The organism is Serratia sp. CY55921, assembly GCF_052167655.1.
In the GTDB taxonomy this organism is placed as follows: Bacteria; Pseudomonadota; Gammaproteobacteria; order Enterobacterales; family Enterobacteriaceae; genus Serratia; species Serratia ureilytica.
Map to the genome: position 1 here is coordinate 254247 of NZ_JBJNMU010000005.1, position 24908 is coordinate 279154.

A 24908-nucleotide genomic window follows, 5' to 3' on the forward strand; every position below is an offset into this window, starting at 1 on the left:
CCCTACGAATTAAAATAATCAGGTACGAGAAGAAGAAATGAAGACAGAAGGGTTACTCGCGCAGCGCATCGTTAACGTAAAAAGTTCGGCCATCCGTGAATTGCTTAAGCACAGCAAGATGGAACACGTCATTTCGCTGGCGGGCGGCATCCCCTCTGATGCGCTGTTCGATTTCGAAGGATTGAGCATCGCCACCCAGCAGGCGATCACCGAACAGCCGAAAAGCGCATTCCAGTATGGCCTGACCGAGGGCAGCCCGCTGCTGCGTGAGCGCATTTGCGCGCTGTGCGCCGAGCGCGGCGTCACCGCGCGCGCAGAAGAGGTGATGGTCACCGCCGGCTCTCAGCAGGCCCTGGATTTGGTGATGCGCGCCATCGTCAACCCGGGCGACGTGTTCGTGGTGGAGCGCCCGACCTACCTGGCGGCGCTGCAAACGCTGGAACTGGCGGAGGCCAACATCATGTCGGTCTCGTCCGACAGCGACGGCATGGTGGTGGAAGAGCTGGCCGAGCTGCTGAAAACCCAGCGCATCAAGGGCGTGTACGTGGTGCCGAACTTCGGCAACCCCAGCGGCATCACCCTCAGCGCCGCGCGCCGCGAACTGCTGGTGAAGCTGGCCGCCGAACATAACTTCCTGATCATCGAAGACGATCCGTACGGCGAGCTGCGTTTCACTGAAGAGCGCCACCCGACGCTGCATCAGGTGTCGCAGCAGGTGCTGGGCAACACCGACCACATCATCTATACCTCGACCTTTTCCAAGATCCTGGCGCCGGGCCTGCGTTTGGGCTGGGCGATCCTGCCGCCGTTCCTGCTGCATAAAGTGGCGATCATCAAACAGGCGGCGGATCTGCACGCCAGCGCCCTGTCGCAGAGCATCGTCGAATGCTACCTTGGCCTGGATCGCCTGCCGGCGCAGATCGACAAGATCCGCGCCGCCTATAAACACAAGGGCGAGATCCTGGCCGGTTTGGTGGAGCAGGAGCTGGGCGACTACATCACCTTCGATAAACCGAAGGGCGGCATGTTCCTGTGGGCGCGTTTCCGCCAGCCGTTCAACGCCACCGAATGGCTGAACACCACGCTGCAGCAGGGCGTGGTGTTCGTGCCGGGGGAATACTTCTTCTCCGACAACCCGGATCGTTCGACCTTCCGCCTGTCGTTCGCCACCGCCACCGAGCAGCAGATGCAAGAAGCGGTCGCGCGCCTGCGCCGTTCGCTGTAATCCTCGCGGCGGCGGAGCCCATGCCCGCCGCCGACATCAAACCGCCATCTTCACTTCACTTTGCCGTCATGTGGCTGTCATCTAACGGTTATTTTTCTGTCATCCGCGCATGGCATGTTAGCTTCCGAACAAAAAACTGATTCTTTTCGCTCACGCGCTTTTACACCAGCTTTTTCAGGAGTTAGGCATGCTCACCTACGCTATTCGCAAAACCACGCTGTGCGTCGCATTGACCCTGGCGGTCAGCGCACAGGCGCTGGCGGCGACAGAAATCCCGTTCTGGCATTCGATGGAAGGCGAACTGGGTAAAGAAGTGGACTCTCTGGCGGATCGCTTCAACCAGTCGCACAGCGACGTCAAGATTGTGCCGGTTTATAAAGGCAACTACGAACAGAGCCTGGCGGCGGGCATCGCCGCTTACCGCTCCGGCAAGGCGCCGGCGATCCTGCAGGTTTACGAGGTGGGCACCGCCACCATGATGGCCAGCAAAGCCATCAAACCGGTCTATGAAGTGTTTAAAGAGGCCGGCATCAACTTCGACGAGTCGGTGTTCGTGCCGACGGTGGCCGGCTATTACACCGACAACAAGAGCGGCCATCTGCTGTCGCAGCCGTTCAACAGCTCCACGCCGGTGCTGTACTACAACAAAGACGCCTTCAAAAAGGCCGGCCTGAACCCGGAACAACCGCCGAAAACCTGGCAGGAACTGGCGGCGGATACCGCCAAACTGCGCGAAGCCGGCATGAAGTGCGGTTACGCCAGCGGCTGGCAGGGCTGGATCCAACTGGAGAACTTCAGCGCCTGGCACGGCGTGCCGTTCGCCAGTGAAAACAACGGCTTTGGCGGCACCAGCGCCAAGCTGGAGTTCAACCAACCGCTGCAGGTCAAACATATTGCGCTGCTCGAAGCGATGAACAAGAAGGGCGACTTCACCTATTTCGGCCGCAAAGACGAATCCACCGAGAAGTTTTATAACGGCGACTGCGCCATCACCACCGCCTCATCCGGTTCGTTGGCGGACATCAAGCACTACGCCAAATTCAACTACGGCGTCGGCATGATGCCGTACGACGCCGACGCGAAAAATGCGCCGCAAAACGCCATCATCGGCGGGGCCAGCCTGTGGGTGATGAACGGCAAAGACGCCGCCACCTACAAGGGCGTGGCCGAATTCCTGCAGTACCTGGCGCAGCCGGAAATCGCCGCCGAATGGCACCAGAAGACCGGCTATCTGCCGATCACCACCGCGGCTTACGATCTGACCAAGCAGCAGGGCTTCTACGACAAGAACCCGGGTGCTGACGTCGCCACTCGCCAGATGCTGAACAAGCCGCCGTTGCCGTTCACCAAGGGCCTGCGCCTGGGCAACATGCCGCAGATCCGCAGCGTGGTGGATGAGGAGCTGGAAGGCGTGTGGACCGGCAAGAAAACGCCTCAGCAGGCGTTGGACGCCGCCGTGCAGCGCGGTGACGTGCTGCTGCGCCGCTTCGAAGCTTCGACCAAGTAACCCCGCGTCGCGGGCCCGGTAGACCGGGCTCGCGTCTTCACGCCGATCCTTCCGTACCCGATTAATGGTTTAACTGCTATGTCATCTTCCCGTCCCGGTTTCGGCTGCAGCTGGTTGCCCTATGCGCTGGTGCTGCCGCAGCTGCTGATTACCGCCGTCTTCTTTTTATGGCCCGCCGGCGAAGCGCTGTGGTATTCGGTGCAGAGCCTCGATCCGTTCGGCCTGTCCAGCCAGTTTGTCGGGCTGGATAACTTTACGCAGCTGTTCCAGGATCCTTACTACCTCGACTCGTTCTACACCACGCTGATCTTCAGCTTCCTGGTGGCCGGCATCGGGCTGGCGGTTTCGCTGTTCTTCGCTGCGCTGGTGGACTACGTGCTGCGCGGCAGCCGCCTCTATCGCACGCTGATGATCCTGCCCTACGCGGTGGCGCCGGCGGTGGCGGCGGTGCTGTGGATCTTTCTGTTCAACCCCGGTCTGGGGTTGATCACCCATTTCCTCAACGGTCTGGGCTATAACTGGAACCATGCGCAAAACAGCGGCCAGGCGATGTTCCTGGTGGTGCTGGCCTCGGTATGGCAGCAGATAAGCTATAACTTCCTGTTTTTCCTCGCGGCGCTGCAGTCTATCCCGCGTTCGCTGGTGGAAGCGGCGGCCATCGACGGCGCCGGCCCGGTGCGGCGTTTCTTCCATCTGGTGCTGCCGCTGATCGCGCCGGTGAGCTTCTTCCTGCTGGTGGTCAATCTGGTGTACGCCTTCTTTGATACTTTCCCGGTGATCGACGCCGCCACCGGCGGCGGGCCGGTGCAGTCCACCACCACGTTGATCTACAAGATCTACCGCGAAGGCTTCGCAGGGTTGGATCTCTCCAGTTCCGCCGCGCAGTCGGTGATCCTGATGTTGCTGGTGATCGGCCTGACGGTGATCCAGTTCCGCTTCGTTGAACGTAAGGTGCGCTACCAATGATTGAGAATCGACGCGGGCTGGATGTCTTCAGCCATGTGATGCTGATTATCGGCGTGCTGGTGGTGCTGTTCCCGCTGTACGTGGCCTTTGTCGCCGCCACGCTGGACGACAAACAGGTGTTTCAGGTGCCGATGACGCTGGTGCCCGGCGGTCACCTGTGGGAGAACATCCGCAATATCTGGCAGGGCGGCGTGGGCAACCTCAAGGTGCCGTTCTCGCTGCTGCTGCTCAACAGCGTGATCATGGCGCTGGCGATCACCTTCGGCAAGATCGCGGTGTCTGTGCTGTCGGCTTACGCCATCGTGTACTTCCGCTTTCCGCTGCGCAGCCTGTTCTTCTGGCTGATTTTCCTCACCCTGATGCTGCCGGTGGAGGTGCGTATTTTCCCGACGGTGGAGGTGATCTCCAACCTCAACCTGCTGGACAGCTACACCGGCCTGACGCTGCCGCTGATGGCCTCGGCCACCGCGACCTTCCTGCTGCGCCAGTTCTTCATGACGCTGCCGGATGAGCTGCTGGAGGCGGCGCGCATCGACGGCGCCGGGCCGATGCGTTTCTTCTGGGACATCGTGCTGCCGCTGTCGAAAACCAATCTGGCGGCGCTGTTCGTCATCACCTTTATCTACGGCTGGAACCAATACCTGTGGCCGATCCTGATCACCAGCGACGCCTCGATGGGCACCGCGGTGGCGGGCATCAAGAGCATGATCTCCACCTCCGGCGCGCCGACCCAGTGGAACCAGGTGATGGCGGCGATGATTCTGACTTTATTGCCACCGCTGGCGGTGGTGCTTCTGATGCAGCGCTGGTTTGTGCGCGGTCTGGTTGATAGCGAGAAATAACGACGATGGCAGGATTAAAACTACAGGCGGTCACCAAGTCTTACGACGGTAAAACGCCGGTGATCAAACAGATCGACCTCGATGTGGCGGACGGCGAATTCATCGTGATGGTCGGCCCGTCCGGCTGCGGCAAATCCACGCTGCTGCGGATGGTGGCCGGGCTGGAACGCACCACCAGCGGCGATATCTATATCGATACCCGGCGCGTGACCGATCTGGAGCCCAAGGATCGCGGCATCGCGATGGTGTTCCAGAACTACGCGCTCTATCCGCACATGAGCGTGTACGACAACATGGCCTACGGCCTCAAGATCCGCGGTTTCGGCAAGGAGCATATCCGCCAGCGGGTGGAGGAGGCGGCGCGCATCCTGGAGCTGGAGCCGCTGCTCAAACGCAAACCGCGCGAACTTTCCGGCGGCCAGCGCCAGCGCGTGGCGATGGGGCGCGCTATCGTGCGCGAACCGGCGGTATTCCTGTTCGATGAGCCGCTGTCCAACCTGGACGCCAAGCTGCGGGTGCAGATGCGCCTGGAGCTGCAACAGCTGCATCGTCGTCTGAAAACCACCAGCCTGTACGTCACCCACGATCAGGTGGAGGCGATGACGCTGGCGCAGCGGGTGATCGTAATGAACAAGGGCGTGGCGGAGCAGATCGGCACCCCGAGTGAAGTGTACCAACGGCCGGCTTCGCTGTTTGTCGCCGGCTTTATCGGATCGCCGGCGATGAACCTGCTGCCCGGCACCCTCAGTGCCGACGGCGGCCAGCTGCTGCTGGCGGACGGCATGGCGCTGCCGTTGCCGGCGGCCAAGCCGCAGTGGGCGGGGCGGTCGTTGACGTTGGGCGTTCGGCCGGAGCATATTCAGCTGGTGGCGCAAGGCCAGGGCGTGCCGCTGCAGCTGCAGACGCTGGAACTGCTGGGGGCCGACAATCTGGCGCACGGCCAGTGGGGCGGGCACGGGGTGATCGCGCGGCTGTCGCATGAAACCTTGCCGGCGGCGGGCAGTACGCTATATTTGCAGCTGCCTGCTCAGGCGCTGCACTTCTTTGACACCCACAGCGGATTACGGATGGATTGATGACTAGACCCTGGCCTTACCCTCATATCGTCGCCCACCGCGGCGGCGGTTCTCTGGCGCCGGAAAACACCCTGGCGGCGATCGACGTCGGCGCGCGCCACGGCCACAAGATGATCGAGTTCGATGCCAAGCTGGCGCAGGACGGGCAAATTTTCCTGCTGCACGACGACACGCTGGATCGCACCAGCAACGGTTGGGGCGTGGCGGGCGAGCTGCCGTGGGACAAACTGGTGCAGCTGGATGCCGGCAACTGGTACAGCTCGGCCTTCAAGGGCGAGCGGCTGCCGCTGTTGTCGGAGGTGGCGGAACGCTGCCAGGAACATGGCCTGATGGCCAATATCGAGATCAAACCGACCACCGGCAGCGACGATGAAACCGGCCGGGTGGTGGCGCTGGCGGCGCGGCTGCTGTGGCAAGGGCAGACCGACCCGCTGCTCTCTTCTTTCTCGGTCGAAGCGCTGGCGGCGGCGCAGCGCACCGTGCCGGACTTGCCGCGCGGCCTGCTGCTGGAGGACTGGGACGACAACTGGCGCGAGCTGACGGAGCGTCTGGATTGCGTCTCGCTGCATATCGATCACAAAGCGCTGACCGCCGAGCGGGTGAAAGCGTTGAAAGACGCCGGGCTGCGCATTCTGGTGTATACCGTCAACCAAGCGGATCGCGCGCGCCTGTTGCTCGATTGGGGCGTTGACTGCATTTGCACCGACCGGATAGATTTGATTGGCCCGGATTTTTAATCCGGCGCCGATGAATCCCGCGACGACAAGCCTTGCCGCCGCACCACCGGAAGGAATGCGATGCCTGGCTTTATCCTGTCACTGTGGCACCAGATCGTGCTGTCTTTACCGCTGTTCGTCCTGATCGCGTTGGGTTATGGGCTGATTCGCTGGGGGAAATGGCCTTCCAGCATCACCGATGGCCTGACGCGCTTCGTGTTTTCCCTCGCTTTGCCCGCCATGCTGTTTCGCATGATGTGCGATTTCTCGCAGCGCCCGGCGGTCGACGCCCGGCTGCTGATCGCGTTCTTCGGCAGTTGCCTGCTGGTGTTCGTGCTCGGCCGCCTGGTCGCCCGGCACCTCTTCCGGCTGGATGGGGTCGCTGGTTCGGTGTTTGCGCTGGGCGGTATTTTCTCCAATAACGTGATGCTCGGTTTACCGATCGCCAGCGTGATGCTGGGGCAGGCGGCGATCCCGTCGGTAGCGCTGGTGCTGGTGTTCAACGGCCTGATCCTGTGGACGCTGGTGACGGTGTCGATCGAATGGGCGCGCAACGGCTCGCCGACGCTGAGCGGCTTTGCCAAAACCGCCCGCAGCGTGCTGACCAACCCGTTGATCGTCGGCATCCTGTCCGGCACCCTGTTCAGCCTGACCGGCCTGCCGCTGCCGGCCTTCGTCGATCGGCCGGTCAGCATGCTCGGCCAGGTGGCGGCACCGCTGTCGCTGGTGGTGCTCGGCATGGGCCTGGCGGAGTATCGCATCAGCGAAGGCTGGCAGCTGAGCAGCGCCATCTGCGTGCTGAAGTTGCTGGTGCAGCCGTTGGTGATTTGGCTGCTGGCCTGGATGATGGATCTGCCGCCGATGGAGACCCGCGTGGTGGTGCTGTTGGGCTCAATGGCGGTGGGGGTGAACGTCTACCTGATGTCGCGCCAGTTCAATACGCTCACCGGCCCGGCCGCCACCAGCCTGGTGATGTCCACCGTGCTGGCGGCGATCACCACGCCGCTGATCCTCACCGTTATGGGCGTGCGGGCGTAGCCGGCATCGGCGCCTGCGGCACCGCCGGCGCGGTGCGATTGAACGGATCGCGCGGCTGGTTGCCGTTAGGCAGTAGTTGCCCGCCGTTCGGCGCGGTTTGCAACAGCTGTTGCCGTTGATTGTCGAACTGTCGCTGCTGCTGCAGGCGGCGTTGATCCATCTGCCGGTTGTTCAACAAGCGCTGTTGTTGCGCCTGCTGGCTGTTTTGGTTGAGTAACTGCTGCTGTGAGCGCAGGTCGGTTACGCCGTTGGCCGCCGCCGCCAACCCAGGCAGCAACAGCAGAGCGAACAGAATGTGAGAAGTTTTCATGATGGTTACCTCGCCTTTTTATTAAGCCTAACTCAGCGGTGAAATTTTGCCGGTAGTTTGTATTTTGTTCAGATGTAAACCGCCTTTCATCCCCTTATGCGTCCATCTTCCGTTACAATCGCGGTTTATGAATTGTTAGGATGAACCCATCGTGCTGCTCTTGGTTATCACCACCATTCTGTGGGCGTTCTCTTTCAGCCTGATCGGCGAATATTTGGCGGGCCATGTCGACAGCTGGTTCTCGGTGCTGATGCGCATCGGGCTGGCGGCGCTGGTGTTCCTGCCGTTCCTGCGCTGGCGCAACATCAAACTCAAGGTGATCCTGCTGTATATGCTGGTGGGCGCCTTCCAGCTGGGCATCATGTACCTCATCAGCTTCCGCGCTTATCTCTATCTGACGGTGCCGGAGTTCCTGTTGTTCACCGTGCTGACGCCATTGTACATCACGCTGATCTACGACTTGCTGAGCGGCCGGCGCCTGCGCTGGGGCTACGCCTTCAGCGCGCTGCTGGCGGTGCTGGGCGCGGCCATCATTCGCTATCACCAACTGAGCGAACACTTCTGGTGGGGGCTGTTGCTGGTGCAGGCGGCGAACATCAGCTTCGCCATCGGCATGGTCGGCTATAAGCGCCTGATGGAAGTGCACCCCTTGCCGCAGCACACCGCCTTTTCCTGGTTCTACCTGGGGGCGGCGGCGGTGGCGGTGGTGGCCTGGTTCCTGTGGGGCAATCCGCAGCAGCTGCCAACCACCAATCTGCAGTGGGGCGTGCTGATCTGGCTGGGCGTGGTGGCGTCGGGGCTGGGCTATTTCATGTGGAACTATGGCGCGACTCAGGTCGATGCGGGCACGCTCGGCATCATGAACAATATGCATGTGCCGGCCGGTTTGTTGGTCAATCTGGCCATCTGGCAACAGCAGCCGCACTGGCCGAGCTTTATCATCGGTGGGGCGGTGATCGTCGCTTCGCTGTGGGTGCATCGCCGCTGGGTAGCGCCGAAACAGCTTGGCTAAACGAGTGGGCCACCCCGGAACGGGGGGCCCGAATGTTTATACGCCGGCCGCCAATGCTTTGGCGCCGGTCGCGCCGGGGCGTGCGGCATCGCGTACAAACGGCAGATGATCGCAGGCGTGCTGGCGGGCCGAGCGGATAAAGGCTTCGGTCACCGCCTGGCGCTGTTCGCCGTCGCGCACGGCGGCGTACAGGCGGCTCCACAGGCCGTCACCCAGGGTTTTGGTCACCACCAGCCCCTGACGTTCGAAACTCTCCACCACCCAATGCGGCAGCGCCGCAATCCCCATCCGCGCCGAGACCATCTGGATCAGCAGCAGCGTGTTATCGACGTTCTTCAACGCCGGGTTGACGCCCGCCGGCTGCAGGAAATGCCGCCAGATATCCAGCCGCTGGCGCTGCACCGGGTAAATCAACAGCGTTTCATCGCTCAAGTCTTCCGGCTCGATGTGCGGCTTGCCGGCGAGCGGATGATCCGGCGCCAGCACCAGACGCACCTCAAAATCGAACATCGGCGAATAGTGCAGGCCGCTGCGCGGCAGGATATCCGACGTCATCACCAGATCCAGCTCGCCCTGTTGCAGGGCCGGCTGCGGATCGAAAGTGACGCCGGAGGTGAAGTCCATCACCACCTGCGGGAAACGCTGGCGGAAGTTGTCCAGCGCCGGCGTTAGCCACTGAATGCAGCTGTGGCATTCGATGGCGATGCGCAGCGTGGTTTGATGCGGCTCGTGGCAGGCCTGCAGCGCCTGCTGGATCTGCGGCAGCACCTGTTCCGCCAGCTGCAGCAGGATCTCGCCCTGGGCGGTGAAGCGCAGGGGCTGGCTCTTGCGCACGAACAGCTTGAAGCCCAGACGTTGTTCAAGATCGCTGAACTGGTGCGACAGGGCAGACTGCGTCTGATGAAGTTGGGCCGCCGCCCCCGCCAACGAACCGCTGTTGCGCAGAGCCTGCAGCGTCCGTAAATGTTTCAGTTCGATCATGAGAGTCCTTCACATTGACAGTGAATAAATTGCGCTTGTGGTTAATACAGTACCTGCTGATTATGGATGTGTAAACATCTGGACGGCTAAATGGGGAATATGACGATGGCAATTTTGAATCACACACTGGGTTTTCCTCGCGTTGGGCTACGACGTGAGCTGAAAAAAGCTCAGGAAAGCTACTGGGCCGGCAACTCAACGCAGGAAGAGCTGTTGGCGGTTGGCCGCGAGCTGCGCGCTCGTCATTGGCAGCAGCAACGGCAGGCCGGGGTGGATTTGGTGCCGGTCGGCGATTTCGCCTGGTACGATCATGTGTTGACCACCAGCCTGCTGCTGGGCAACGTGCCGGCGCGCCATCAGAATGCGGATGGCTCTATTGATCTGGACACGCTGTTCCGCATCGGCCGTGGCCGCGCACCGACCGGCGAGCCGGCGGCCGCGGCGGAAATGACCAAATGGTTCAATACCAACTACCACTACATGGTGCCCGAATTCCAGCAAGGCCAGCAGTTCAAGCTGGGCTGGACCCAACTGCTGGACGAAGTGGACGAAGCGCTGGCGCTGGGGCATCACATCAAGCCGGTGTTGCTTGGCCCAGTGACTTATCTGTGGTTGGGTAAAGTGAAGGGCGAGCCGTTCGACCGCCTGTCGCTGCTGAAAGAGATCCTGCCGGTTTACCAGCAGGTGCTGGCGGAGCTGGCGAAGCGCGGCGTCGAGTGGGTGCAAATCGACGAACCTGCGCTGGTGCTGGAGCTGCCGCAAGCCTGGCTGGACGCCTTCAAACCGGCGTATGACGCGTTGCAGGGGCAGGTTAAGTTGCTGTTGACCACGTATTTCGACAGCGTCGGCCACAACCTCGACACCATTCGCACGCTGCCGGTGCAGGGGCTGCACGTCGATCTGGTCGCCGGCCATGACGATATCGCCGCGCTGAGCGCCGCATTGCCGCAAGACTGGCTGCTGTCGCTGGGCGTGATCAACGGCCGCAACGTTTGGCGCGCCGATCTGAGCCGATGGTTCGAACGTCTGCAGCCGCTGGTGGGGCAGCGCCCGCTGTGGATCGGCACCTCCTGTTCACTGCTGCACAGCCCGATCGATCTGAGCGTGGAAAGCCGTCTGGACGAAGAAGTGAAAAGCTGGTTCGCCTTCGCCCTGCAAAAATGCGCCGAGCTGGCGCTGTTGAGCTCGGCGCTGAACGCGCCTGACGCGACGAAACAGGCCGAGCTGGACGCCTACAGCGCGCCGATCCGCGCCCGTCGCCAGTCGAACCGCGTGCATAACCCACAGGTTGAGCGCCGTCTGGCCGCGATCACCGCGCAGGACTGCGAACGCCGCAGCGCGTACGCCGAGCGCGCCAGGGCGCAGCGCGAGCGTTTCAAGCTGCCGGCCTGGCCGACGACGACCATCGGTTCGTTTCCACAGACCACCGAAATCCGCGGCCTGCGTCTGGACTTCAAACAGGGCCGTTTGGACGGCAGCAACTACCGCACCAGCATCGGTGAGCACATCAAACAGGCGATCGTCGAGCAGGAGCGCCTCGGGTTGGACGTACTGGTGCACGGTGAAGCCGAGCGCAACGACATGGTGGAATATTTCGGTGAGAACCTCGACGGCTTCGTGTTTACCCAGAATGGTTGGGTGCAGAGCTACGGTTCCCGCTGCGTGAAGCCGCCGGTGATCATCGGTGACGTCAGCCGCCCGGAAGCCATTACCGTCGAATGGGCCAAATTCGCCCAGTCGTTGACCGACAAGCCGGTGAAAGGCATGTTGACCGGGCCGGTGACCATCCTGTGCTGGTCGTTCCCGCGTGAAGACGTGACCCGCGAAGTGATCGCCAAGCAGATTGCGCTGGCGCTGCGCGACGAGGTAGAGGATTTGGAAAAAGCCGGCATCGGCATCATTCAGATCGACGAACCTGCGCTGCGCGAGGGGCTGCCGCTGCGACAATCCGACTGGGCCGCCTACCTGAACTGGGCGGTGGACGCCTTCAAATTGAACGCCGCCGTGGCGCAGGATGACACCCAGATCCACACCCACATGTGTTACTGCGAGTTCAACGACATTATGGACTCCATCGCCGCGCTGGACGCCGACGTGATCACCATCGAGACCTCGCGTTCCGATATGGATCTGCTGGAAGCCTTCAAAGAGTTCGAATACCCGAACGAAATCGGGCCGGGCGTCTACGATATCCACTCGCCGAACGTGCCGAGCGTGGAATGGATCGAAGCGCTGCTGCGTAAAGCGGCGCAGAACATCCCGGCGGAACGCCTGTGGGTCAACCCCGATTGCGGCCTGAAAACTCGCGGTTGGCCGGAAACCCGGCAGTCGCTAGCCAACATGGTATTGGCGGCGCAGCGCCTGCGCGAGCACGCGTGATGCCGCGCGGCGGGTAAACCGCCGCAGATAGATTTACTGGTGTGATGATTGGGCGCTTCGGCGCCCTTTTTTATGCGAGGAGGATTACTTGACGCCGTGCTGGGCGAACCACGCCAGCATGCGCTGCCAGCCGTCTTCCGCCGCTTCGGCGTTGTAGCTGGGGCGATAGTCGGCGTTGAATGCGTGCCCGACGCCAGGATACACCACGATTTCGGCATCGGCGTTGGCGGCGCGGATCGCCTGACGCATGTTTTCCACCGTATCCAGCGGAATACCGCTGTCCTGCCCGCCATACAGCCCCAGCACTGGCGTTGACAAGTGCGTGGCGATATCGACCGGATGCTTCGGCGAATTCAGCGTTTTTTCACCCACCAGTTTGCCGTACCAGGCGACGGCCGCTTTTAACTGCGGGTTGTGCGCCGCGTACAGCCAGGTAATTCGGCCGCCCCAGCAAAAACCGGTGATCGCCAGCTTGCCGGCGTCGCCGCCGTGGCGGATAGCCCAGTGCGCGGCGTGATCCAGATCCGACAGCACCTGACGATCCGGCACCTTGGTCACCAGCTGCTGGAACAGCTCGCCGATATCGGTGTAGTCGTTGGCGTCGCCCTGGCGGAAATAGAGCTCGGGAGCAATCGCCAGATAGCCCTGTTTGGCCAGACGGCGGCACAGATCCTGAATATGTTCATGGACGCCGAAGATTTCCTGCACCACCAGCACGATGGGGAAGGGGCCGTTGTGGTCGGCGGGTTTGGCGACGTAGGCCGGCAGCGCGTCTCCCTGGGAAGGAATAGTCGTTTGCCCGGCGTGAATGCCCTGTTCATCGGTGATAATCGCGGAGGCGGCTACCGGCGCGGCGGCCGGGGCGAATCCTCCCTGAGCCTGTTCTAATGTCATCACATGTTCGGTTTTCATTGCGGTCTCCGTGCAATAGAAAAAAGCGCTGAGATTAACTATAGGAAAGATTACCCATTATTGGCGCCGCGTGGCGCACTTTCGGACAAGTCGATAAAAAACGGCTAATTATCTGGCTTTACGGCATTTTTAAGCGCTTTTTATCATGTTATTACGCGTTTTGGCCCGCGTAAGTGCCATAAGGTGCGTTAGAGGGCTTTTTTGTCCCTAAGCAACCGATAAGATGGGGGTATTTCGAATTGATGAGCTAAATAGTTTCAGCCGGCAATCAACAGGCAGGGAGCGGCAAGGTTTGTCGGCTAGACTGAGGTTTAGCGGTACGTTCTGGATGCCTTGCAGTGCTTTTTTGTGATAAAAATCACAAAAAATATGTAGCATGTAATTTGTTTCTCTTTTCATAGTGACTATCGTCACGAAATTAAGCGGCGATTTTCAGTAGAGTGCTTTTTTGTTCCTCCCAATAAACATGATCCATGAGGAGTCTCGTATGTCTCAGTCTGATGTTTTTCATCTCGGCCTCACCAAGAACGATTTACAAGGGGCCCAGCTTGCCATCGTGCCGGGCGATCCGCAGCGCGTAGAGAAAATTGCCAAGCTGATGGAAAATCCGGTGCATCTGGCCTCCCATCGTGAATTCACCACCTGGCGCGCAGAGCTGGATGGCAAGGCGGTGATCGTCTGCTCCACCGGCATCGGCGGCCCGTCTACCTCTATCGCGGTGGAAGAGCTGGCGCAGCTGGGCATCCGCACCTTCCTGCGTATCGGCACCACCGGCGCCATTCAGGCGAACATCAACGTCGGCGACGTACTGGTGACTACGGCAGCGGTACGCCTCGACGGCGCCAGCCTGCACTTTGCGCCGATGGAGTTCCCGGCGGTCGCGGACTTCGCCTGCACCACCGCGCTGGTGGAAGCGGCCAAGGCCAGCGGCGCTACCACGCACATTGGTGTGACCGCCTCTTCCGATACCTTCTATCCGGGCCAGGAACGTTACGATACCTACTCTGGCCGCGTCGTTAGTCGTTTCAAAGGCTCGATGGAAGAGTGGCAGGCGATGGGCGTGATGAACTATGAAATGGAATCTGCCACGCTGCTGACCATGTGCGCCAGCCAGGGCCTGCGCGCCGGCATGGTGGCTGGGGTGATCGTCAACCGCACCCAGCAAGAGATCCCGAACGCCGAGACCATGAAAAACACCGAAAGCAAAGCGGTGCAGATCGTGGTGGACGCCGCCCGCCGTCTGCTGTAATCGCCTTCCCTCAACGGGCCGCCGACGCGGTCCGTTGAGATTGATGACAAACCTCATGCCATTGCCCGGTTTGCAGAAAGCAGCGGATAACAAACAGGGAAAATCAATTCATTGATTTTCGGCTGATGACCACAAAGGAGGAAAAACCGCGTTTTTTCCTCCTTTGTCAACGGACTGAACGGGCCGCCGACGCGGTCCGTTTTTCCATTCGCGGCTAATCTGTTACGGTGATACTCCTCAGCGCTGCGCCGATGGCTGCCGCGCGTTGTCAGAACAAAAACAACGAGGACGTTTATGACCGCCCAGATCCTGCTTCATCCTTCGCTTGCGCCGCTCGACGGCGGCATTAACTTCCGTGACTTCGGCGGCAACGGCGTGGCCGACGGGCGCCGCATCAAACGCGGCCTGCTGTTCCGCTCCGGTTCTCTCGAGCGGCTGACGGAAAACGACTGCACTTTCCTCGCTGGGGTGCCGGTGCGTTCGGTGCTGGACTACCGCGATGCCGACGAAGTGCAGGCCAAACCGGATATTCTGTGGAATGGCGCCGACTATCACCACGTGCCGGCCAACCCGCTGAGCAGCGAAGTCAACGCCAACCTGGAAAAGCTCACCAACGAAACGCTGGCCGCTTTCGACGCCCGGGCGTTCATGCTGGAGCTGTATCGCCGCCTGCCGTTCGGCAATGCGGCCTATCAGCGGTTGGCGCAGCTGTTGAGCAACCCCGGCGGCGGCGCAATCGTGCAACACTGCGCGGTCGGCAAGGATCGCACCGGGGTCGGTTCGGCGCTGGTGCTGTTCGCGCTGGGGGCCGACGAAGCGACGGTGCTGGAAGACTATCTGCTGACCGAAACCACGCTGGCCGCTTTCCGCGAGCAGATGCTGGATCAGCTGTCTATCAAGTTGAATGCGGCGGCGCTGGAGCAATTTGCCTACGTGCTCAGCGCGCGCGAGGAGTTCCTGATGACGGCGCTGGGCTGCATCCGCCAACAATACGGCTCCACCGACCGCTGGCTGGAAGCGGAATACGGCCTGGGCGCGGCCCAGCGCGAAGTGCTGCGGGCGTTCTACCTCGAGTAAATTGCCGCGTGTTTAGCCGGGGTTTAACTCGCCCCGGCTTATCCTAGGCGGCGAACCATCGCGTATCAGGAGCCCCGCATTGAGCCTCAATGACGTTATTAACTGGGTCAGCGACGTCGTGCGTCAGCACGAAGGCTGGGCCATTCCCATCATCTTCTTCCTGGCGTTCGGCGAGTCGCTGGCGTTTTTGTCGCTGCTGCTGCCGGCCACGGTGATCCTGCTGGCGCTGGGCGCGCTGATCGGCGAAAGCGGCATCGCCTTTTGGCCGATTTGGGCCGCCGCCGCCGCCGGGGCGTTTTTCGGCGACTGGCTCTCGTACTGGATCGGCTACCACTATCAGGATCGGGTGGCCCATATGTGGCCGCTGTCGCGCAATCCGCAGCTGCTGGCGCGCGGCCACGCCTTCTTTGAGCGCTGGGGCGTGCTGGGCATTTTCATTGGCCGCTTCTTCGGCCCGCTGCGCGCCGTGGTGCCGCTGGTGGGGGGCATTTGCGGCATGCCGCAGCGCTACTTCCAGTTGGCCAACGTCACGTCGGCGATGATCTGGGCGTTCGGCATTCTGGCGCCGGGGGCGTTCGGCATCAAGTGGCTCAGCCAGTGGCTGGGCTGATTTCTCGCTAAATTGCGCAGCGCCGCGCAATATTGTGCGCGGCGGGCAAAATCAGGCTGGACATCCATACAGCCTCCCCTTAACGTGACGGGCAATGGGCGTGCGAAACGCCGGAACGGCAAGGTGCAACAGGAGGCAGGGTGGATACCAGTCTGATTTATGGGATTGGCGGCGTCGCGATCGGCATGCTGTTAGGGTGGCTGATCGCCAGTCTGCGAGTGCAGCAGACGAACGCGCAACATGAAACCGAACTGCGGTTGCTGGAGCAAGCGTTGCAGCAGGCGCAGCAGGAGATGGCCGTGCGGCAGGAGGCCCAGCAGCGCCACGAACAGCAGTCGCGCCAGAACGAGCTGGAGCTGCGCAACCTGCACAGCCAGCTGGCGGCCGGACATGAAAAACTGCAACAGCTCAACCATTGGCGCAACGAATGCGAGCTGCTCAACCAAGAGCTGCGCGCCCAGCGCGAGGTGAACAGCGCGCAGGAGGCCGAGCTGCGCGAAGTCACCATCCGTCTGGAAGAGACGCGCATGGCGGCGGAGGAGAAGCAGCGTCTGCTGATCAACAGCGAACAGCGCCTCACCACCCAGTTTGAAAACCTCGCCAACCGCATTTTTGAACACAGCGGCCGCAAGGTGGACGAGCAAAATAAGCAAAGTTTGGATCGGTTACTGCTGCCGCTGCGCGAACAACTGGACGGTTTCCGCCGGCAGGTGCAGGACAGCTTTGGCCAGGAGGCGCGTGAGCGCCATACGCTGACGCACGAGATACGCAATCTGCAGCAGTTGAATGCGCAGATGGCGCGCGAGGCCATCAACCTCACCAAGGCGCTGAAAGGCGACAACAAGACCCAGGGCAACTGGGGTGAAGTGGTGCTGAGCCGGGTGCTGGAGGCCTCCGGCCTGCGCGAAGGGCACGAGTATGAAACGCAGGTCAACGTGCGGGTAGATCATCAGAGCCGCATGCAGCCCGATGTGATCGTGCGCCTGCCGCAGGGCAAGGATGTCGTGATCGACGCCAAGATGTCGCTGATCGCCTACGAGCGCTATTTCAACGGTGAAGACGAGGCGGAGCGCGAAGCGGCGCTGAGCGAACATATCGCTTCGCTGCGCGGCCACATTCGCATGCTGGGCCGCAAGGACTACCAGCAGCTGCCGGGGCTGCGTTCGCTGGACTATGTGCTGATGTTCATTCCGGTCGAGCCGGCCTTCCTGCTGGCTATCGATCGCGAGCCGGAGCTGATCAGCGAAGCGCTCAAGCACAACATCATGCTGGTCAGCCCGACCACGTTGCTGGTGGCGCTGCGTACCATAACCAACCTGTGGCGCTATGAGCATCAGAGCCAGAATGCCCAGCGCATCGCCGAGCGCGCGGCGAAACTGTATGACAAGATGCGGCTGTTCGTGGACGATATGTCTGCGCTGGGGCAGAGCCTTGACAAGGCGCAGGGCAGTTATCGTCATGCGATGAACAAACTGAGCGAAGGCCGTGGTAATCTTATCGGCCAAATTGAAGGTTTCCGCGCGCTGGGGGTTGAGGTCAAGCGGCCGATCAACCCGCTGCTGGCGCAGCAAGCCGGCGCGCAACACGATGAAGCGGAAGAGGCGAACGACGACGAGGTCGCCGCGCTGCCGCAGACGAACGACGATGATGATACCGCCGGGGAACCGGGCTTCGTTTCGCACGGCTGAGGCCGTGGCGAGGTGGGGTATTCCTCGGGCTTCTGGTACACTCATCCACACAAAATTGACTGAATAGCAGGCAGGACAATGGCAGATCAATCGCAGGAAACCACCGATTTCGGTTTTCGCACCGTCGCTAGAGACGAAAAACAGGCCATGGTGGCGGACGTTTTTCATTCGGTAGCGGCAAAGTATGACGTGATGAACGACCTGATGTCGTTCGGCATCCACCGTATCTGGAAGCGTTTCACCATTGACTGCAGCGGCGTGCGCCGCGGGCAGCGCGTGCTGGATCTGGCCGGTGGCACCGGCGACCTGGCCGCCAAGTTCTCCCGCATGGTTGGCGAGCAGGGGCAGGTGGTGCTGGCGGACATCAACGATTCGATGCTGAAGATGGGGCGCGAGAAGCTGCGCGATCGCGGCATCGTCGGCAACATCAATTACGTGCAGGCCAACGCCGAAGCGCTGCCGTTCCCGGATAATTACTTCGATTGCATCACCATCTCCTTTGGCCTGCGTAACGTCACCGACAAAGACAAAGCGCTGCGTTCGATGTTCCGCGTGCTGAAGCCGGGCGGCCGCCTGTTGGTGCTGGAGTTCTCCAAACCGCTGCTGGCGCCGCTGAGCAAAGCTTACGACGCATACTCTTTCCACGTGCTGCCGAAGATCGGCGAGCTGGTAGTGAAAGATCCGGACAGCTATCGCTATCTGGCGGAATCGATCCGTATGCACCCCGATCAGGAAACCCTGAAGGGCATGATGGGCAACGCCGGTTTTGAAAACGTCACCTATTTCAACCTGACCGGTGGGATTGTCGCCCTGCATCGCGGCTTCAAGTTCTGAGAGGGAGATGCCGATGCTGTTTACCCCTCTGCTGACCGGTGCGCTGGAAACCTCGCTGAATAACCTGCTGTTTCGCGATCGCAGCATGAAAGCCGCTCGCCAACGCCTGGCGGGCAAGGTGCTGCGCATCGAACTGGAAGAGTTGGCTTCACCGCTGGTGCTGGTGTTCAGCGAACTGCGCGTGGATGTGCTGGGGCAGTCTGAAGACAGCGCCGATTGCACGGTGCGCAGCCGCATTCCCTCCTTACTGAAGCTGCGCGATCGCCAGCAGTTGCCGGTGCTGATGCGCAGCGGCGAATTGACGGTGGAAGGGGATATTCAGGTGGTGCAACAGCTGGTTGGCCTGCTCGATCTGGCGGAGTGGGATCCGGCGGAATGGCTGGCGCCCTATATCGGCGATATCGCCGCTCAAGGCATTACGCAGGCGCTGGGCAAAGGTGCTTCGTTACTCAAGGCCGGATTGATGCGTCGGCAGCAAGACATGGCTGAGGCGCTGACGGAAGAGTGGCGTCTGGCACCGGGGCCGCTGGAAGTGGTGTGGTTCAATGAAGAAGTGGATGCGCTCGCCCGCAGCGCGGAAGCGCTGATTGCCCGCATGGATAAGTTGGAGGGCAAGCGATGACCCCAGGCGAACTGCGCCGTTTGTATTTTATCGTCCGCGTTTTTCTCAGCTATGGGCTGGACGAGCTGATCCCGACAATGCGTTTGACGCTGCCGCTGCGCTTCGGCCGCCGGCTGCTGTTCTGGATGCCTAATCGGCACAAGGACAAACCGCTGGGCGAACGTCTGCGGCTGGCGCTGCAGGAATTGGGGCCGGTCTGGATCAAGTTCGGCCAGATGATGTCGACCCGCCGCGATCTGTTCCCGCCGCACATTGCCGATCAGCTGACGCTGCTGCAGGATCGGGTGGCGCCTTTCGACGGTGCGCTGGCGCGCAAGCATATCGAGCTGGCGATGGGCGGCCCGCTGGAAACCTGGTTCGACGACTTCGAGCAGCAGCCGCTGGCGTCCGCCTCGATCGCGCAGGTGCATACCGCGCGGCTGAAAACCACCGGCCAGGAAGTGGTGCTGAAGGTGATCCGGCCGGATATCGGGCCGATTATCAAAGCCGACGTGCGCTTGATGTACCGGCTGGCAGGCTGGGTGCCGAAGCTGTTGCCGGACGGCCGCCGCCTGCGTCCGCGCGAAGTGGTGCGCGAGTACGAAAAAACCCTGCTGGACGAATTGAACCTGCTGCGCGAAGCGGCCAACGCCATTCAGCTGCGTCGCAATTTCGACGGCAGCCCGATGCTGTACGTGCCGGAAGTTTACTCCGACTACTGCCGCGAAAGCGTGTTGGTGATGGAGCGTATCTACGGCATTCCGGTCTCGGACATCGCCACGCTGGAGCAGCAGGGCACCAACATGAAACTGTTGGCGGAACGCGGCGTTCAGGTGTTCTTTACCCAGGTATTCCGCGACAGCTTCTTCCATGCGGACATGCATCCCGGTAATATTTTCGTCAGCTACGAACATCCGGAAGATCCTTGCTACATCGGCATCGACTGCGGCATCGTCGGTTCGTTGAACAAGGATGACAAACGCTATCTGGCGGAAAACTTCATCGCCTTCTTCAACCGCGATTACCGCAAGGTGGCGGAACTGCACGTCGACTCCGGCTGGGTGCCGCGCGACACCAACGTGGAAGACTTCGAATTCGCCATCCGTACCGTGTGCGAACCGATTTTCGAGAAGCCGCTGGCGGAGATCTCCTTCGGCAACGTGCTGCTGAACCTGTTCAACACCGCGCGCCGCTTCAATATGGAAGTGCAGCCGCAGCTGGTGTTATTGCAGAAGACCTTGCTGTATGTTGAAGGGCTGGGGCGTCAGCTTTACCCGCAGTTGGATCTGTGGACCACCGCCAAGCCGTTCCTCGAGAGTTGGCTGCGCGATCAGGTCGGCATTCCCGCCGTGGTGCGCGCGCTGAAAGAGAAGGCGCCGTTCTGGGCGGAGAAACTGCCCGAGCTGCCCGAGCTGTTTTACGACAGCCTGCAGCAGCATAAACTGTTGCAACAAAGCGTTGATAAGCTGACCAACCAGATGCAGGCTCAGCGGGTTCGTCAGGGGCAGTCACGTTATTTGTTCGGCGTTGGCGCTACACTGTTGGTAAGCGGCACGCTGTTGCTGCTGGGGCAAATCGAGGTGTTCCCCGCCTGGATGATGGCCGCCGGCATCGTATGCTGGGTGATTGGCTGGAAGCGAACCACCTGATTTAATTCGTTACTCTGGTAAAGTCGGCTCTATAATGCGGGCTGGCTTTAAAAGACCCCTTAAAATTAGAGGTAATTAAAATGGGCGGTATTAGTATTACGCAATTGTTGATCATCGCAGTGATCGTGGTGCTGCTGTTCGGCACCAAAAAACTGCGCACGCTGGGTTCCGATCTCGGCGCCTCGATCAAGGGCTTCAAAAAAGCGATCGGCGACGATACGCCGTCGACCCCCAACACGGCTGAAAAAAGCAGCCTGGATGACGCTGATTTCTCGGCCAAGCCTATTACCGATAAGCAGCCGGAAGTGAAACCGGAAGAGTCGAAGAACAAAGAGCAGGTATAAACCGTGTTTGACATTGGGTTTAGTGAGCTGCTGCTGGTGCTGGTGATCGGCCTGGTTGTTCTGGGGCCGGAACGCTTGCCGGTTGCGGTCAGAACGGTATCGGGCTGGATCCGCGCGCTGCGCTCGCTGGCGGCCTCGGTGCAGCACGAACTGTCTCAGGAGCTGAAGCTGCAGGAGCTGCAGGACAGCCTGAAGAAAGCCGAACAGGCCGGCCTGCAGAACCTGACGCCGGAGTTGAAGGCGTCGATGGATGAGCTGAAAGACGCGGCGGAATCCTTGAAACGCACCTACCGGGGCGAGAAAGAAGAGCTGGCGAACACCATCCATAACCCGCAGGCCATCGATCCGGAAGCCTTGCACGACGGCGTGACGCCGGCGGAAGCGGCAACCAGCGCCAGCGCGCCCGCCGCCGTGCCAAAACCGGCAGTGGAACCTGAAGCCGTCGTGGCTGCGCCAGTGGCGGCGCAACCGGCTAAAGCGCCGGTGGAAACAGCGCCTGCTCCTGTCGAACCTGTTGCGGATAAAACCCCAGCGTCTCACCAACCTAGTGGCGATCGTTAATACATGGCTGTTGAAGATACCCAACCCCTTATCAGTCATCTGATAGAGCTGCGCAAGCGGCTGTTGAACTCGATTATTTGCGTACTGGCGGTGTTCGTGGTGCTGGTGTTTTTCGCCAACGACATCTACCAGCTGGTTTCTGCGCCGCTGCTCAAGCAGTTGCCGGCCGGCGCGAGCATGATCGCCACCGACGTGGCGTCACCGTTTTTCACCCCGATCAAGCTGACCATGATCGTTTCGGTGTTCGTCTCCGCGCCGATGATTCTGTATCAGGTGTGGGCATTCATCGCGCCGGCGCTGTACAAGCATGAACGCCGCCTGATGATGCCGTTGCTGGTGTCCAGCAGCCTGTTGTTTTACCTCGGCATGGCCTTCGCCTACTTCATCGTGTTCCCGCTGGCCTTCGGCTTCTTCGCCAAGACCGCGCCGATGGGGGTGACCATTGCGACCGACATTAAAAACTACCTCGATTTCGTCATGGCGCTGTTTATGGCGTTTGGCGTCGCCTTCGAAGTGCCGGTCGCCATCATTCTGCTGTGCTGGAGCGGCGTCACTTCGCCGGAAGACCTGAAGAAGAAACGGCCGTATGTGTTGGTCGGCGCGTTTGTGGTCGGCATGTTGTTGACGCCGCCGGACGTGTTCTCGCAAACCCTGCTGGCGATACCGATGTATCTGCTGTTTGAAGTGGGGGTATTCTTCGCTCGCTTCTATACCGGCAAACGCCGTCCGCAGGCGGAAGACGACGACGAGGGTGACGAACCCCCAGCGCCCTGATCCACATTGATTGCGAAGCCGCCCATAGGGCGGCTTTTGCTTTGGAAAAAACCATGTTTGATATCGGCGTTAACCTCACCAGCAGCCAATTCGCCAAAGACCGCGAGACCGTGGTGGAGCGCGCCCGCGCGGCGGGCGTTACCGGGATGCTGATTACCGGCACCGATCTGCCTGAGAGCCGCGAGGCCGCCATGCTGGCGCAGCAGCATGCGGGCTATTGCTGGTCCACCGCCGGTGTGCATCCGCATAACGCCGGCAGCTGGGATGAACGTAGCGCTGAGCAGATTTATGCCCTGGCCGCCGGCCCAGAAGTGGTGGCGATCGGTGAATGCGGTCTGGATTTCAACCGCAACTTCTCGACGCCGGAGCAGCAGGAAGCGGCGTTCAGCGCGCAACTGGCGCTGGCGGCGGAGTTGGCGCTGCCGGTGTTTCTTCACTGTCGCGACGCACACGCACGTTTTGCCGAGCTACTGACGCCGTGGTTGGATAAACTGCCCGCGGCCGTGGTGCACTGCTTCACCGGCACCGCCGAAGAATTAGCAAGCTGCCTGTCGCTGGGCCTGTCGATCGGGATTACCGGTTGGGTATGCGACGAGCGGCGCGGTCTGGAATTGCGCGCCCTGCTGCCGCAAATCCCGGCCGAGCGTCTGCTGCTGGAAACTGACGCCCCTTATCTGTTGCCCCGGGATTTACAGCCTAAACCCGCATCTCGCCGCAACGAACCCTGTTTCCTGCCCCACCTCGTGCATCAGGTCGCCCTCTGGCGGCAGGAAGAGCCGCAATGGCTGGGGCAAAAAACCGATGAGAACGCCCGCCGGCTATTCCGGCTGGTTTGAGCTAGGAGAAAACTATGAGCTATGCATTTCCGGGCACCTTTCCTGGTCGCCGTATGCGCCGCGTGCGCCGTCATGACTTCAGCCGCCGTCTGGTCGCCGAGAACCAACTGACGGTCAATGACCTGATTTATCCGGTGTTCGTCATGGAAGGCAGCAACCGCCAGGAAGAAGTGGCCTCGATGCCGGGCGTATCGCGCATGACGATCGATCTGCTGGTCAAGGAAGCGGAAACCATCGCCAAACTCGGCGTGCCGGTGATCTCCCTGTTCCCGGTGATTGAACCGGGCTTGAAGTCGCTGCATGCGGAAGAAGCCTATAACCCGGAAGGGCTGGTGCAGCGTACGGTGCGCGCGCTGAAAGACGCGGTGCCTGAGTTGGGCATTCTGACCGACGTAGCGCTCGATCCCTACACCACCCACGGTCAGGACGGGGTGATCGATGAGCAGGGCTACGTGATTAACGACGTGACCAAAGACATTCTGGTGCGTCAGGCGCTGTCTCATGCCGAAGCGGGCGCGGAAATCGTGGCGCCGAGCGACATGATGGACGGCCGTATCGGGGCGATCCGCGATCGTCTGGAACTGCAGGGCCTGGTGAACACCCAGATCATGGCCTACTCCGCCAAGTACGCTTCCTGCTATTACGGTCCGTTCCGCGATGCGCTGGGTTCGAGCGGCAACCTGAAAGGCGGCAACAAAAAGACCTATCAGATGGATCCGGCCAACAGCGATGAAGCGCTGCAAGAGATTGCGCAGGATCTGCAGGAAGGCGCGGACATGGTGATGGTGAAACCGGGCATGCCTTATCTGGATGTGGTGCGCCGGGTGAAGGATACCTTCGGCGTGCCGACTTTCGCTTATCAGGTGTCCGGTGAGTACGCCATGCACATGGCGGCGATTCAGAACGGCTGGCTGCAGGAGCAGCCTGCGGTGATGGAGTCGTTGATGTGCTTTAAACGCGCCGGCGCCGACGGCGTGCTGACCTACTTCGCCAAGCGTGTCGCCCAATGGCTGCATGAAGAAGCGCTGCGCCGCTAAGCGCGATACCGTAAAAAAGGCGCCTGAGGGCGCCTTTTTGCATTACATTTTCTGGAATTGCCGATTGTCGATGCTTTGACTGACCTGTTTGTTGATCAGGTTGAGCAACAGCATCGAGCGGGCCTCGCCGTCCGGCTCGGTGTAGATCGCCTGCAGCCCTTCGAATACGCCATCGACGATCAGAACGGTATCGCCCGGCTGCGGGGTTTCCGGATCGACGTAGGTCTCGCTGGTGTGCGCGCGCAGTTCATCGATCACCTTGCTCGGGATGACGCTCGGCAGCGCGCCGAAACGCACGAAGTGGCTGACGCCGCGGGTGGCGCTGATGGTGGTGGTGTGAATGCGCTCCGGGTCGAATTCCACAAACAGATAATTGGGAAACAGGGGTTCGCTGACCGCGATGCGCTTACCACGCACGATTTTTTCCAGCGTGATGATCGGGCTGAGGCAGTTTACCTGCTGCCGCTCCAGATGTTCCTGCGCTCGCAACAGCTGACCGCGTTTGCAATAAAGTAGATACCAGGATTCCATAATTTCACATGCCTTTCTGTCAGCCGGTAAGCATATCAAAAGCTATTCCGGATACATAGTGATGCAAGTTTCAGCATGTAACATCGCCTATCTTTCTGAATCTACGGCTATTAGCGAGGGGTCACACACTTATCGATACGGCGCTGGTATAAC

General features: G+C 60.8%; 25 protein-coding genes. 21 read left to right on the forward strand and 4 right to left on the reverse strand.

The window, feature by feature from the left end; translation table 11 throughout:
- Positions 1-37: 37 nt before the first annotated feature.
- The 7 genes from ACJ8M3_RS20640 (at position 38) to ACJ8M3_RS20670 (ending at position 7370) form a co-directional block, all read left to right on the forward strand.
- Positions 38-1225, forward strand: a complete 1188-nt coding sequence (locus ACJ8M3_RS20640) for an aminotransferase-like domain-containing protein (protein ID WP_033652643.1) — start codon at positions 38-40, stop codon at positions 1223-1225.
- A 187-nt stretch (positions 1226-1412) separates the two neighbouring features.
- Positions 1413-2732, forward strand: a complete 1320-nt coding sequence (gene ugpB, locus ACJ8M3_RS20645; RefSeq protein WP_033644983.1) for a sn-glycerol-3-phosphate ABC transporter substrate-binding protein UgpB — start codon at positions 1413-1415, stop codon at positions 2730-2732.
- A 78-nt stretch (positions 2733-2810) separates the two neighbouring features.
- Positions 2811-3698, forward strand: coding sequence for a sn-glycerol-3-phosphate ABC transporter permease UgpA (gene ugpA, locus ACJ8M3_RS20650; RefSeq protein ID WP_099816946.1), 888 nt, complete (start codon positions 2811-2813; stop codon positions 3696-3698).
- Positions 3695-4540, forward strand: coding sequence for a sn-glycerol-3-phosphate ABC transporter permease UgpE (gene ugpE, locus ACJ8M3_RS20655; protein WP_442514725.1), 846 nt, complete (start codon positions 3695-3697; stop codon positions 4538-4540). The genes ugpA and ugpE overlap by 4 nt, the downstream gene beginning before the upstream one ends.
- Before the next feature lie 5 nt (positions 4541-4545).
- Positions 4546-5616 (forward strand): sn-glycerol-3-phosphate import ATP-binding protein UgpC, encoded by a 1071-nt coding sequence (locus ACJ8M3_RS20660; RefSeq protein ID WP_033652647.1) that lies wholly within the window; start codon positions 4546-4548, stop codon positions 5614-5616.
- On the forward strand, positions 5616-6353 hold the full coding sequence (ugpQ, locus tag ACJ8M3_RS20665; RefSeq protein ID WP_342177859.1) for a glycerophosphodiester phosphodiesterase: 738 nt from the start codon (positions 5616-5618) through the stop codon (positions 6351-6353). Before ACJ8M3_RS20660 ends, ugpQ begins: the two co-directional genes overlap by 1 nt.
- Positions 6354-6413: 60 nt before the next feature.
- A complete protein-coding gene (locus tag ACJ8M3_RS20670) occupies positions 6414-7370 on the forward strand; it encodes an AEC family transporter (RefSeq protein ID WP_046688061.1) in 957 nt (318 codons plus the stop codon).
- Here the strand turns inward: ACJ8M3_RS20670 and ACJ8M3_RS20675 are convergent.
- Positions 7351-7680 (reverse strand): hypothetical protein, encoded by a 330-nt coding sequence (locus tag ACJ8M3_RS20675; RefSeq protein ID WP_033652650.1) that lies wholly within the window; start codon positions 7678-7680, stop codon positions 7351-7353. The two genes, ACJ8M3_RS20670 and ACJ8M3_RS20675, sit on opposite strands and share 20 nt — an antisense overlap.
- A 151-nt stretch (positions 7681-7831) precedes the next feature.
- Here ACJ8M3_RS20675 and ACJ8M3_RS20680 point away from each other — a divergent pair, with 151 nt between their 5' ends.
- Positions 7832-8692 (forward strand): carboxylate/amino acid/amine transporter, encoded by an 861-nt coding sequence (locus tag ACJ8M3_RS20680; RefSeq protein ID WP_164107093.1) that lies wholly within the window; start codon positions 7832-7834, stop codon positions 8690-8692.
- Positions 8693-8728: 36 nt separating this feature from the next.
- Here ACJ8M3_RS20680 and metR read toward each other — a convergent pair whose 3' ends face one another.
- On the reverse strand, positions 8729-9673 hold the full coding sequence (metR, locus tag ACJ8M3_RS20685) for an HTH-type transcriptional regulator MetR (RefSeq protein WP_016929455.1): 945 nt from the start codon (positions 9671-9673) through the stop codon (positions 8729-8731).
- Positions 9674-9763: 90 nt separating this feature from the next.
- On the opposite strand from metR, the gene metE reads away from it, so the two are divergent.
- On the forward strand, positions 9764-12052 hold the full coding sequence (gene metE / locus ACJ8M3_RS20690) for a 5-methyltetrahydropteroyltriglutamate--homocysteine S-methyltransferase (protein WP_083223815.1): 2289 nt from the start codon (positions 9764-9766) through the stop codon (positions 12050-12052).
- Between the two features lie 84 nt (positions 12053-12136).
- Here metE and ACJ8M3_RS20695 read toward each other — a convergent pair whose 3' ends face one another.
- Positions 12137-12964 (reverse strand): dienelactone hydrolase family protein, encoded by an 828-nt coding sequence (locus ACJ8M3_RS20695; RefSeq protein WP_033644976.1) that lies wholly within the window; start codon positions 12962-12964, stop codon positions 12137-12139.
- Positions 12965-13451: 487 nt separating this feature from the next.
- Here ACJ8M3_RS20695 and udp point away from each other — a divergent pair, with 487 nt between their 5' ends.
- The 12 genes from udp to hemB all read left to right on the forward strand — a co-directional run bounded on the left by udp (position 13452) and on the right by hemB (position 24224).
- On the forward strand, positions 13452-14213 hold the full coding sequence (gene udp, locus ACJ8M3_RS20700) for a uridine phosphorylase (protein WP_004934432.1): 762 nt from the start codon (positions 13452-13454) through the stop codon (positions 14211-14213).
- Between the two features lie 294 nt (positions 14214-14507).
- Positions 14508-15290, forward strand: a complete 783-nt coding sequence (locus ACJ8M3_RS20705; RefSeq protein ID WP_033644975.1) for a tyrosine-protein phosphatase — start codon at positions 14508-14510, stop codon at positions 15288-15290.
- A 79-nt stretch (positions 15291-15369) separates the two neighbouring features.
- Entirely contained in the window at positions 15370-15900 is a 531-nt protein-coding gene (locus tag ACJ8M3_RS20710; protein WP_004934438.1) for a DedA family protein, read from the forward strand.
- A gap of 140 nt (positions 15901-16040) precedes the next feature.
- Positions 16041-17588, forward strand: coding sequence for a DNA recombination protein RmuC (gene rmuC / locus ACJ8M3_RS20715; RefSeq protein WP_089197585.1), 1548 nt, complete (start codon positions 16041-16043; stop codon positions 17586-17588).
- A gap of 78 nt (positions 17589-17666) precedes the next feature.
- Complete coding sequence (gene ubiE / locus ACJ8M3_RS20720; protein WP_004934443.1) at positions 17667-18422, forward strand: bifunctional demethylmenaquinone methyltransferase/2-methoxy-6-polyprenyl-1,4-benzoquinol methylase UbiE; 756 nt, start codon at positions 17667-17669, stop codon at positions 18420-18422.
- A gap of 13 nt (positions 18423-18435) precedes the next feature.
- Complete coding sequence (gene ubiJ, locus ACJ8M3_RS20725; RefSeq protein ID WP_033644973.1) at positions 18436-19044, forward strand: ubiquinone biosynthesis protein UbiJ; 609 nt, start codon at positions 18436-18438, stop codon at positions 19042-19044.
- A complete protein-coding gene (gene ubiB, locus ACJ8M3_RS20730; protein ID WP_033644971.1) occupies positions 19041-20672 on the forward strand; it encodes a ubiquinone biosynthesis regulatory protein kinase UbiB in 1632 nt (543 codons plus the stop codon). Before ubiJ ends, ubiB begins: the two co-directional genes overlap by 4 nt.
- A gap of 80 nt (positions 20673-20752) precedes the next feature.
- On the forward strand, positions 20753-21016 hold the full coding sequence (tatA, locus tag ACJ8M3_RS20735; protein ID WP_004934452.1) for a Sec-independent protein translocase subunit TatA: 264 nt from the start codon (positions 20753-20755) through the stop codon (positions 21014-21016).
- Positions 21017-21019: 3 nt separating this feature from the next.
- Entirely contained in the window at positions 21020-21577 is a 558-nt protein-coding gene (gene tatB, locus ACJ8M3_RS20740; protein WP_033644970.1) for a Sec-independent protein translocase protein TatB, read from the forward strand.
- Between the two features lie 3 nt (positions 21578-21580).
- Positions 21581-22351, forward strand: coding sequence for a Sec-independent protein translocase subunit TatC (gene tatC / locus ACJ8M3_RS20745; protein ID WP_033644968.1), 771 nt, complete (start codon positions 21581-21583; stop codon positions 22349-22351).
- Between the two features lie 53 nt (positions 22352-22404).
- Positions 22405-23187 (forward strand): 3'-5' ssDNA/RNA exonuclease TatD, encoded by a 783-nt coding sequence (tatD, locus tag ACJ8M3_RS20750; protein WP_047575426.1) that lies wholly within the window; start codon positions 22405-22407, stop codon positions 23185-23187.
- A gap of 14 nt (positions 23188-23201) precedes the next feature.
- Positions 23202-24224: a porphobilinogen synthase gene (hemB, locus tag ACJ8M3_RS20755; protein ID WP_042783470.1), complete on the forward strand. Its 1023-nt coding sequence runs from the start codon at positions 23202-23204 to the stop codon at positions 24222-24224.
- A gap of 42 nt (positions 24225-24266) precedes the next feature.
- Here the strand turns inward: hemB and rfaH are convergent, their stop codons facing one another.
- On the reverse strand, positions 24267-24755 hold the full coding sequence (gene rfaH / locus ACJ8M3_RS20760) for a transcription/translation regulatory transformer protein RfaH (protein WP_089197586.1): 489 nt from the start codon (positions 24753-24755) through the stop codon (positions 24267-24269).
- Positions 24756-24908 lie beyond the last annotated feature (153 nt).

What these genes read in the sequence shown, in the direction of transcription:
- ACJ8M3_RS20640 (WP_033652643.1), top strand. Translation starts at nt 38, where the DNA reads ATGAAGACAGAAGGGTTACTCGCGCAGCGCATCGTTAACGTAAAAAGT.
- ugpB (WP_033644983.1), top strand. Translation starts at nt 1,413, where the DNA reads ATGCTCACCTACGCTATTCGCAAAACCACGCTGTGCGTCGCATTGACC.
- ugpA (WP_099816946.1), top strand. Translation starts at nt 2,811, where the DNA reads ATGTCATCTTCCCGTCCCGGTTTCGGCTGCAGCTGGTTGCCCTATGCG.
- ugpE (WP_442514725.1), top strand. Translation starts at nt 3,695, where the DNA reads ATGATTGAGAATCGACGCGGGCTGGATGTCTTCAGCCATGTGATGCTG.
- ACJ8M3_RS20660 (WP_033652647.1), top strand. Translation starts at nt 4,546, where the DNA reads ATGGCAGGATTAAAACTACAGGCGGTCACCAAGTCTTACGACGGTAAA.
- ugpQ (WP_342177859.1), top strand. Translation starts at nt 5,616, where the DNA reads ATGACTAGACCCTGGCCTTACCCTCATATCGTCGCCCACCGCGGCGGC.
- ACJ8M3_RS20670 (WP_046688061.1), top strand. Translation starts at nt 6,414, where the DNA reads ATGCCTGGCTTTATCCTGTCACTGTGGCACCAGATCGTGCTGTCTTTA.
- ACJ8M3_RS20675 (WP_033652650.1), bottom strand. Translation starts at nt 7,680, where the DNA reads ATGAAAACTTCTCACATTCTGTTCGCTCTGCTGTTGCTGCCTGGGTTG.
- metR (WP_016929455.1), bottom strand. Translation starts at nt 9,673, where the DNA reads ATGATCGAACTGAAACATTTACGGACGCTGCAGGCTCTGCGCAACAGC.
- metE (WP_083223815.1), top strand. Translation starts at nt 9,764, where the DNA reads ATGGGGAATATGACGATGGCAATTTTGAATCACACACTGGGTTTTCCT.
- ACJ8M3_RS20695 (WP_033644976.1), bottom strand. Translation starts at nt 12,964, where the DNA reads ATGAAAACCGAACATGTGATGACATTAGAACAGGCTCAGGGAGGATTC.
- udp (WP_004934432.1), top strand. Translation starts at nt 13,452, where the DNA reads ATGTCTCAGTCTGATGTTTTTCATCTCGGCCTCACCAAGAACGATTTA.
- ACJ8M3_RS20705 (WP_033644975.1), top strand. Translation starts at nt 14,508, where the DNA reads ATGACCGCCCAGATCCTGCTTCATCCTTCGCTTGCGCCGCTCGACGGC.
- ubiE (WP_004934443.1), top strand. Translation starts at nt 17,667, where the DNA reads ATGGCAGATCAATCGCAGGAAACCACCGATTTCGGTTTTCGCACCGTC.
- ubiJ (WP_033644973.1), top strand. Translation starts at nt 18,436, where the DNA reads ATGCTGTTTACCCCTCTGCTGACCGGTGCGCTGGAAACCTCGCTGAAT.
- ubiB (WP_033644971.1), top strand. Translation starts at nt 19,041, where the DNA reads ATGACCCCAGGCGAACTGCGCCGTTTGTATTTTATCGTCCGCGTTTTT.
- tatA (WP_004934452.1), top strand. Translation starts at nt 20,753, where the DNA reads ATGGGCGGTATTAGTATTACGCAATTGTTGATCATCGCAGTGATCGTG.
- tatC (WP_033644968.1), top strand. Translation starts at nt 21,581, where the DNA reads ATGGCTGTTGAAGATACCCAACCCCTTATCAGTCATCTGATAGAGCTG.
- tatD (WP_047575426.1), top strand. Translation starts at nt 22,405, where the DNA reads ATGTTTGATATCGGCGTTAACCTCACCAGCAGCCAATTCGCCAAAGAC.
- hemB (WP_042783470.1), top strand. Translation starts at nt 23,202, where the DNA reads ATGAGCTATGCATTTCCGGGCACCTTTCCTGGTCGCCGTATGCGCCGC.
- rfaH (WP_089197586.1), bottom strand. Translation starts at nt 24,755, where the DNA reads ATGGAATCCTGGTATCTACTTTATTGCAAACGCGGTCAGCTGTTGCGA.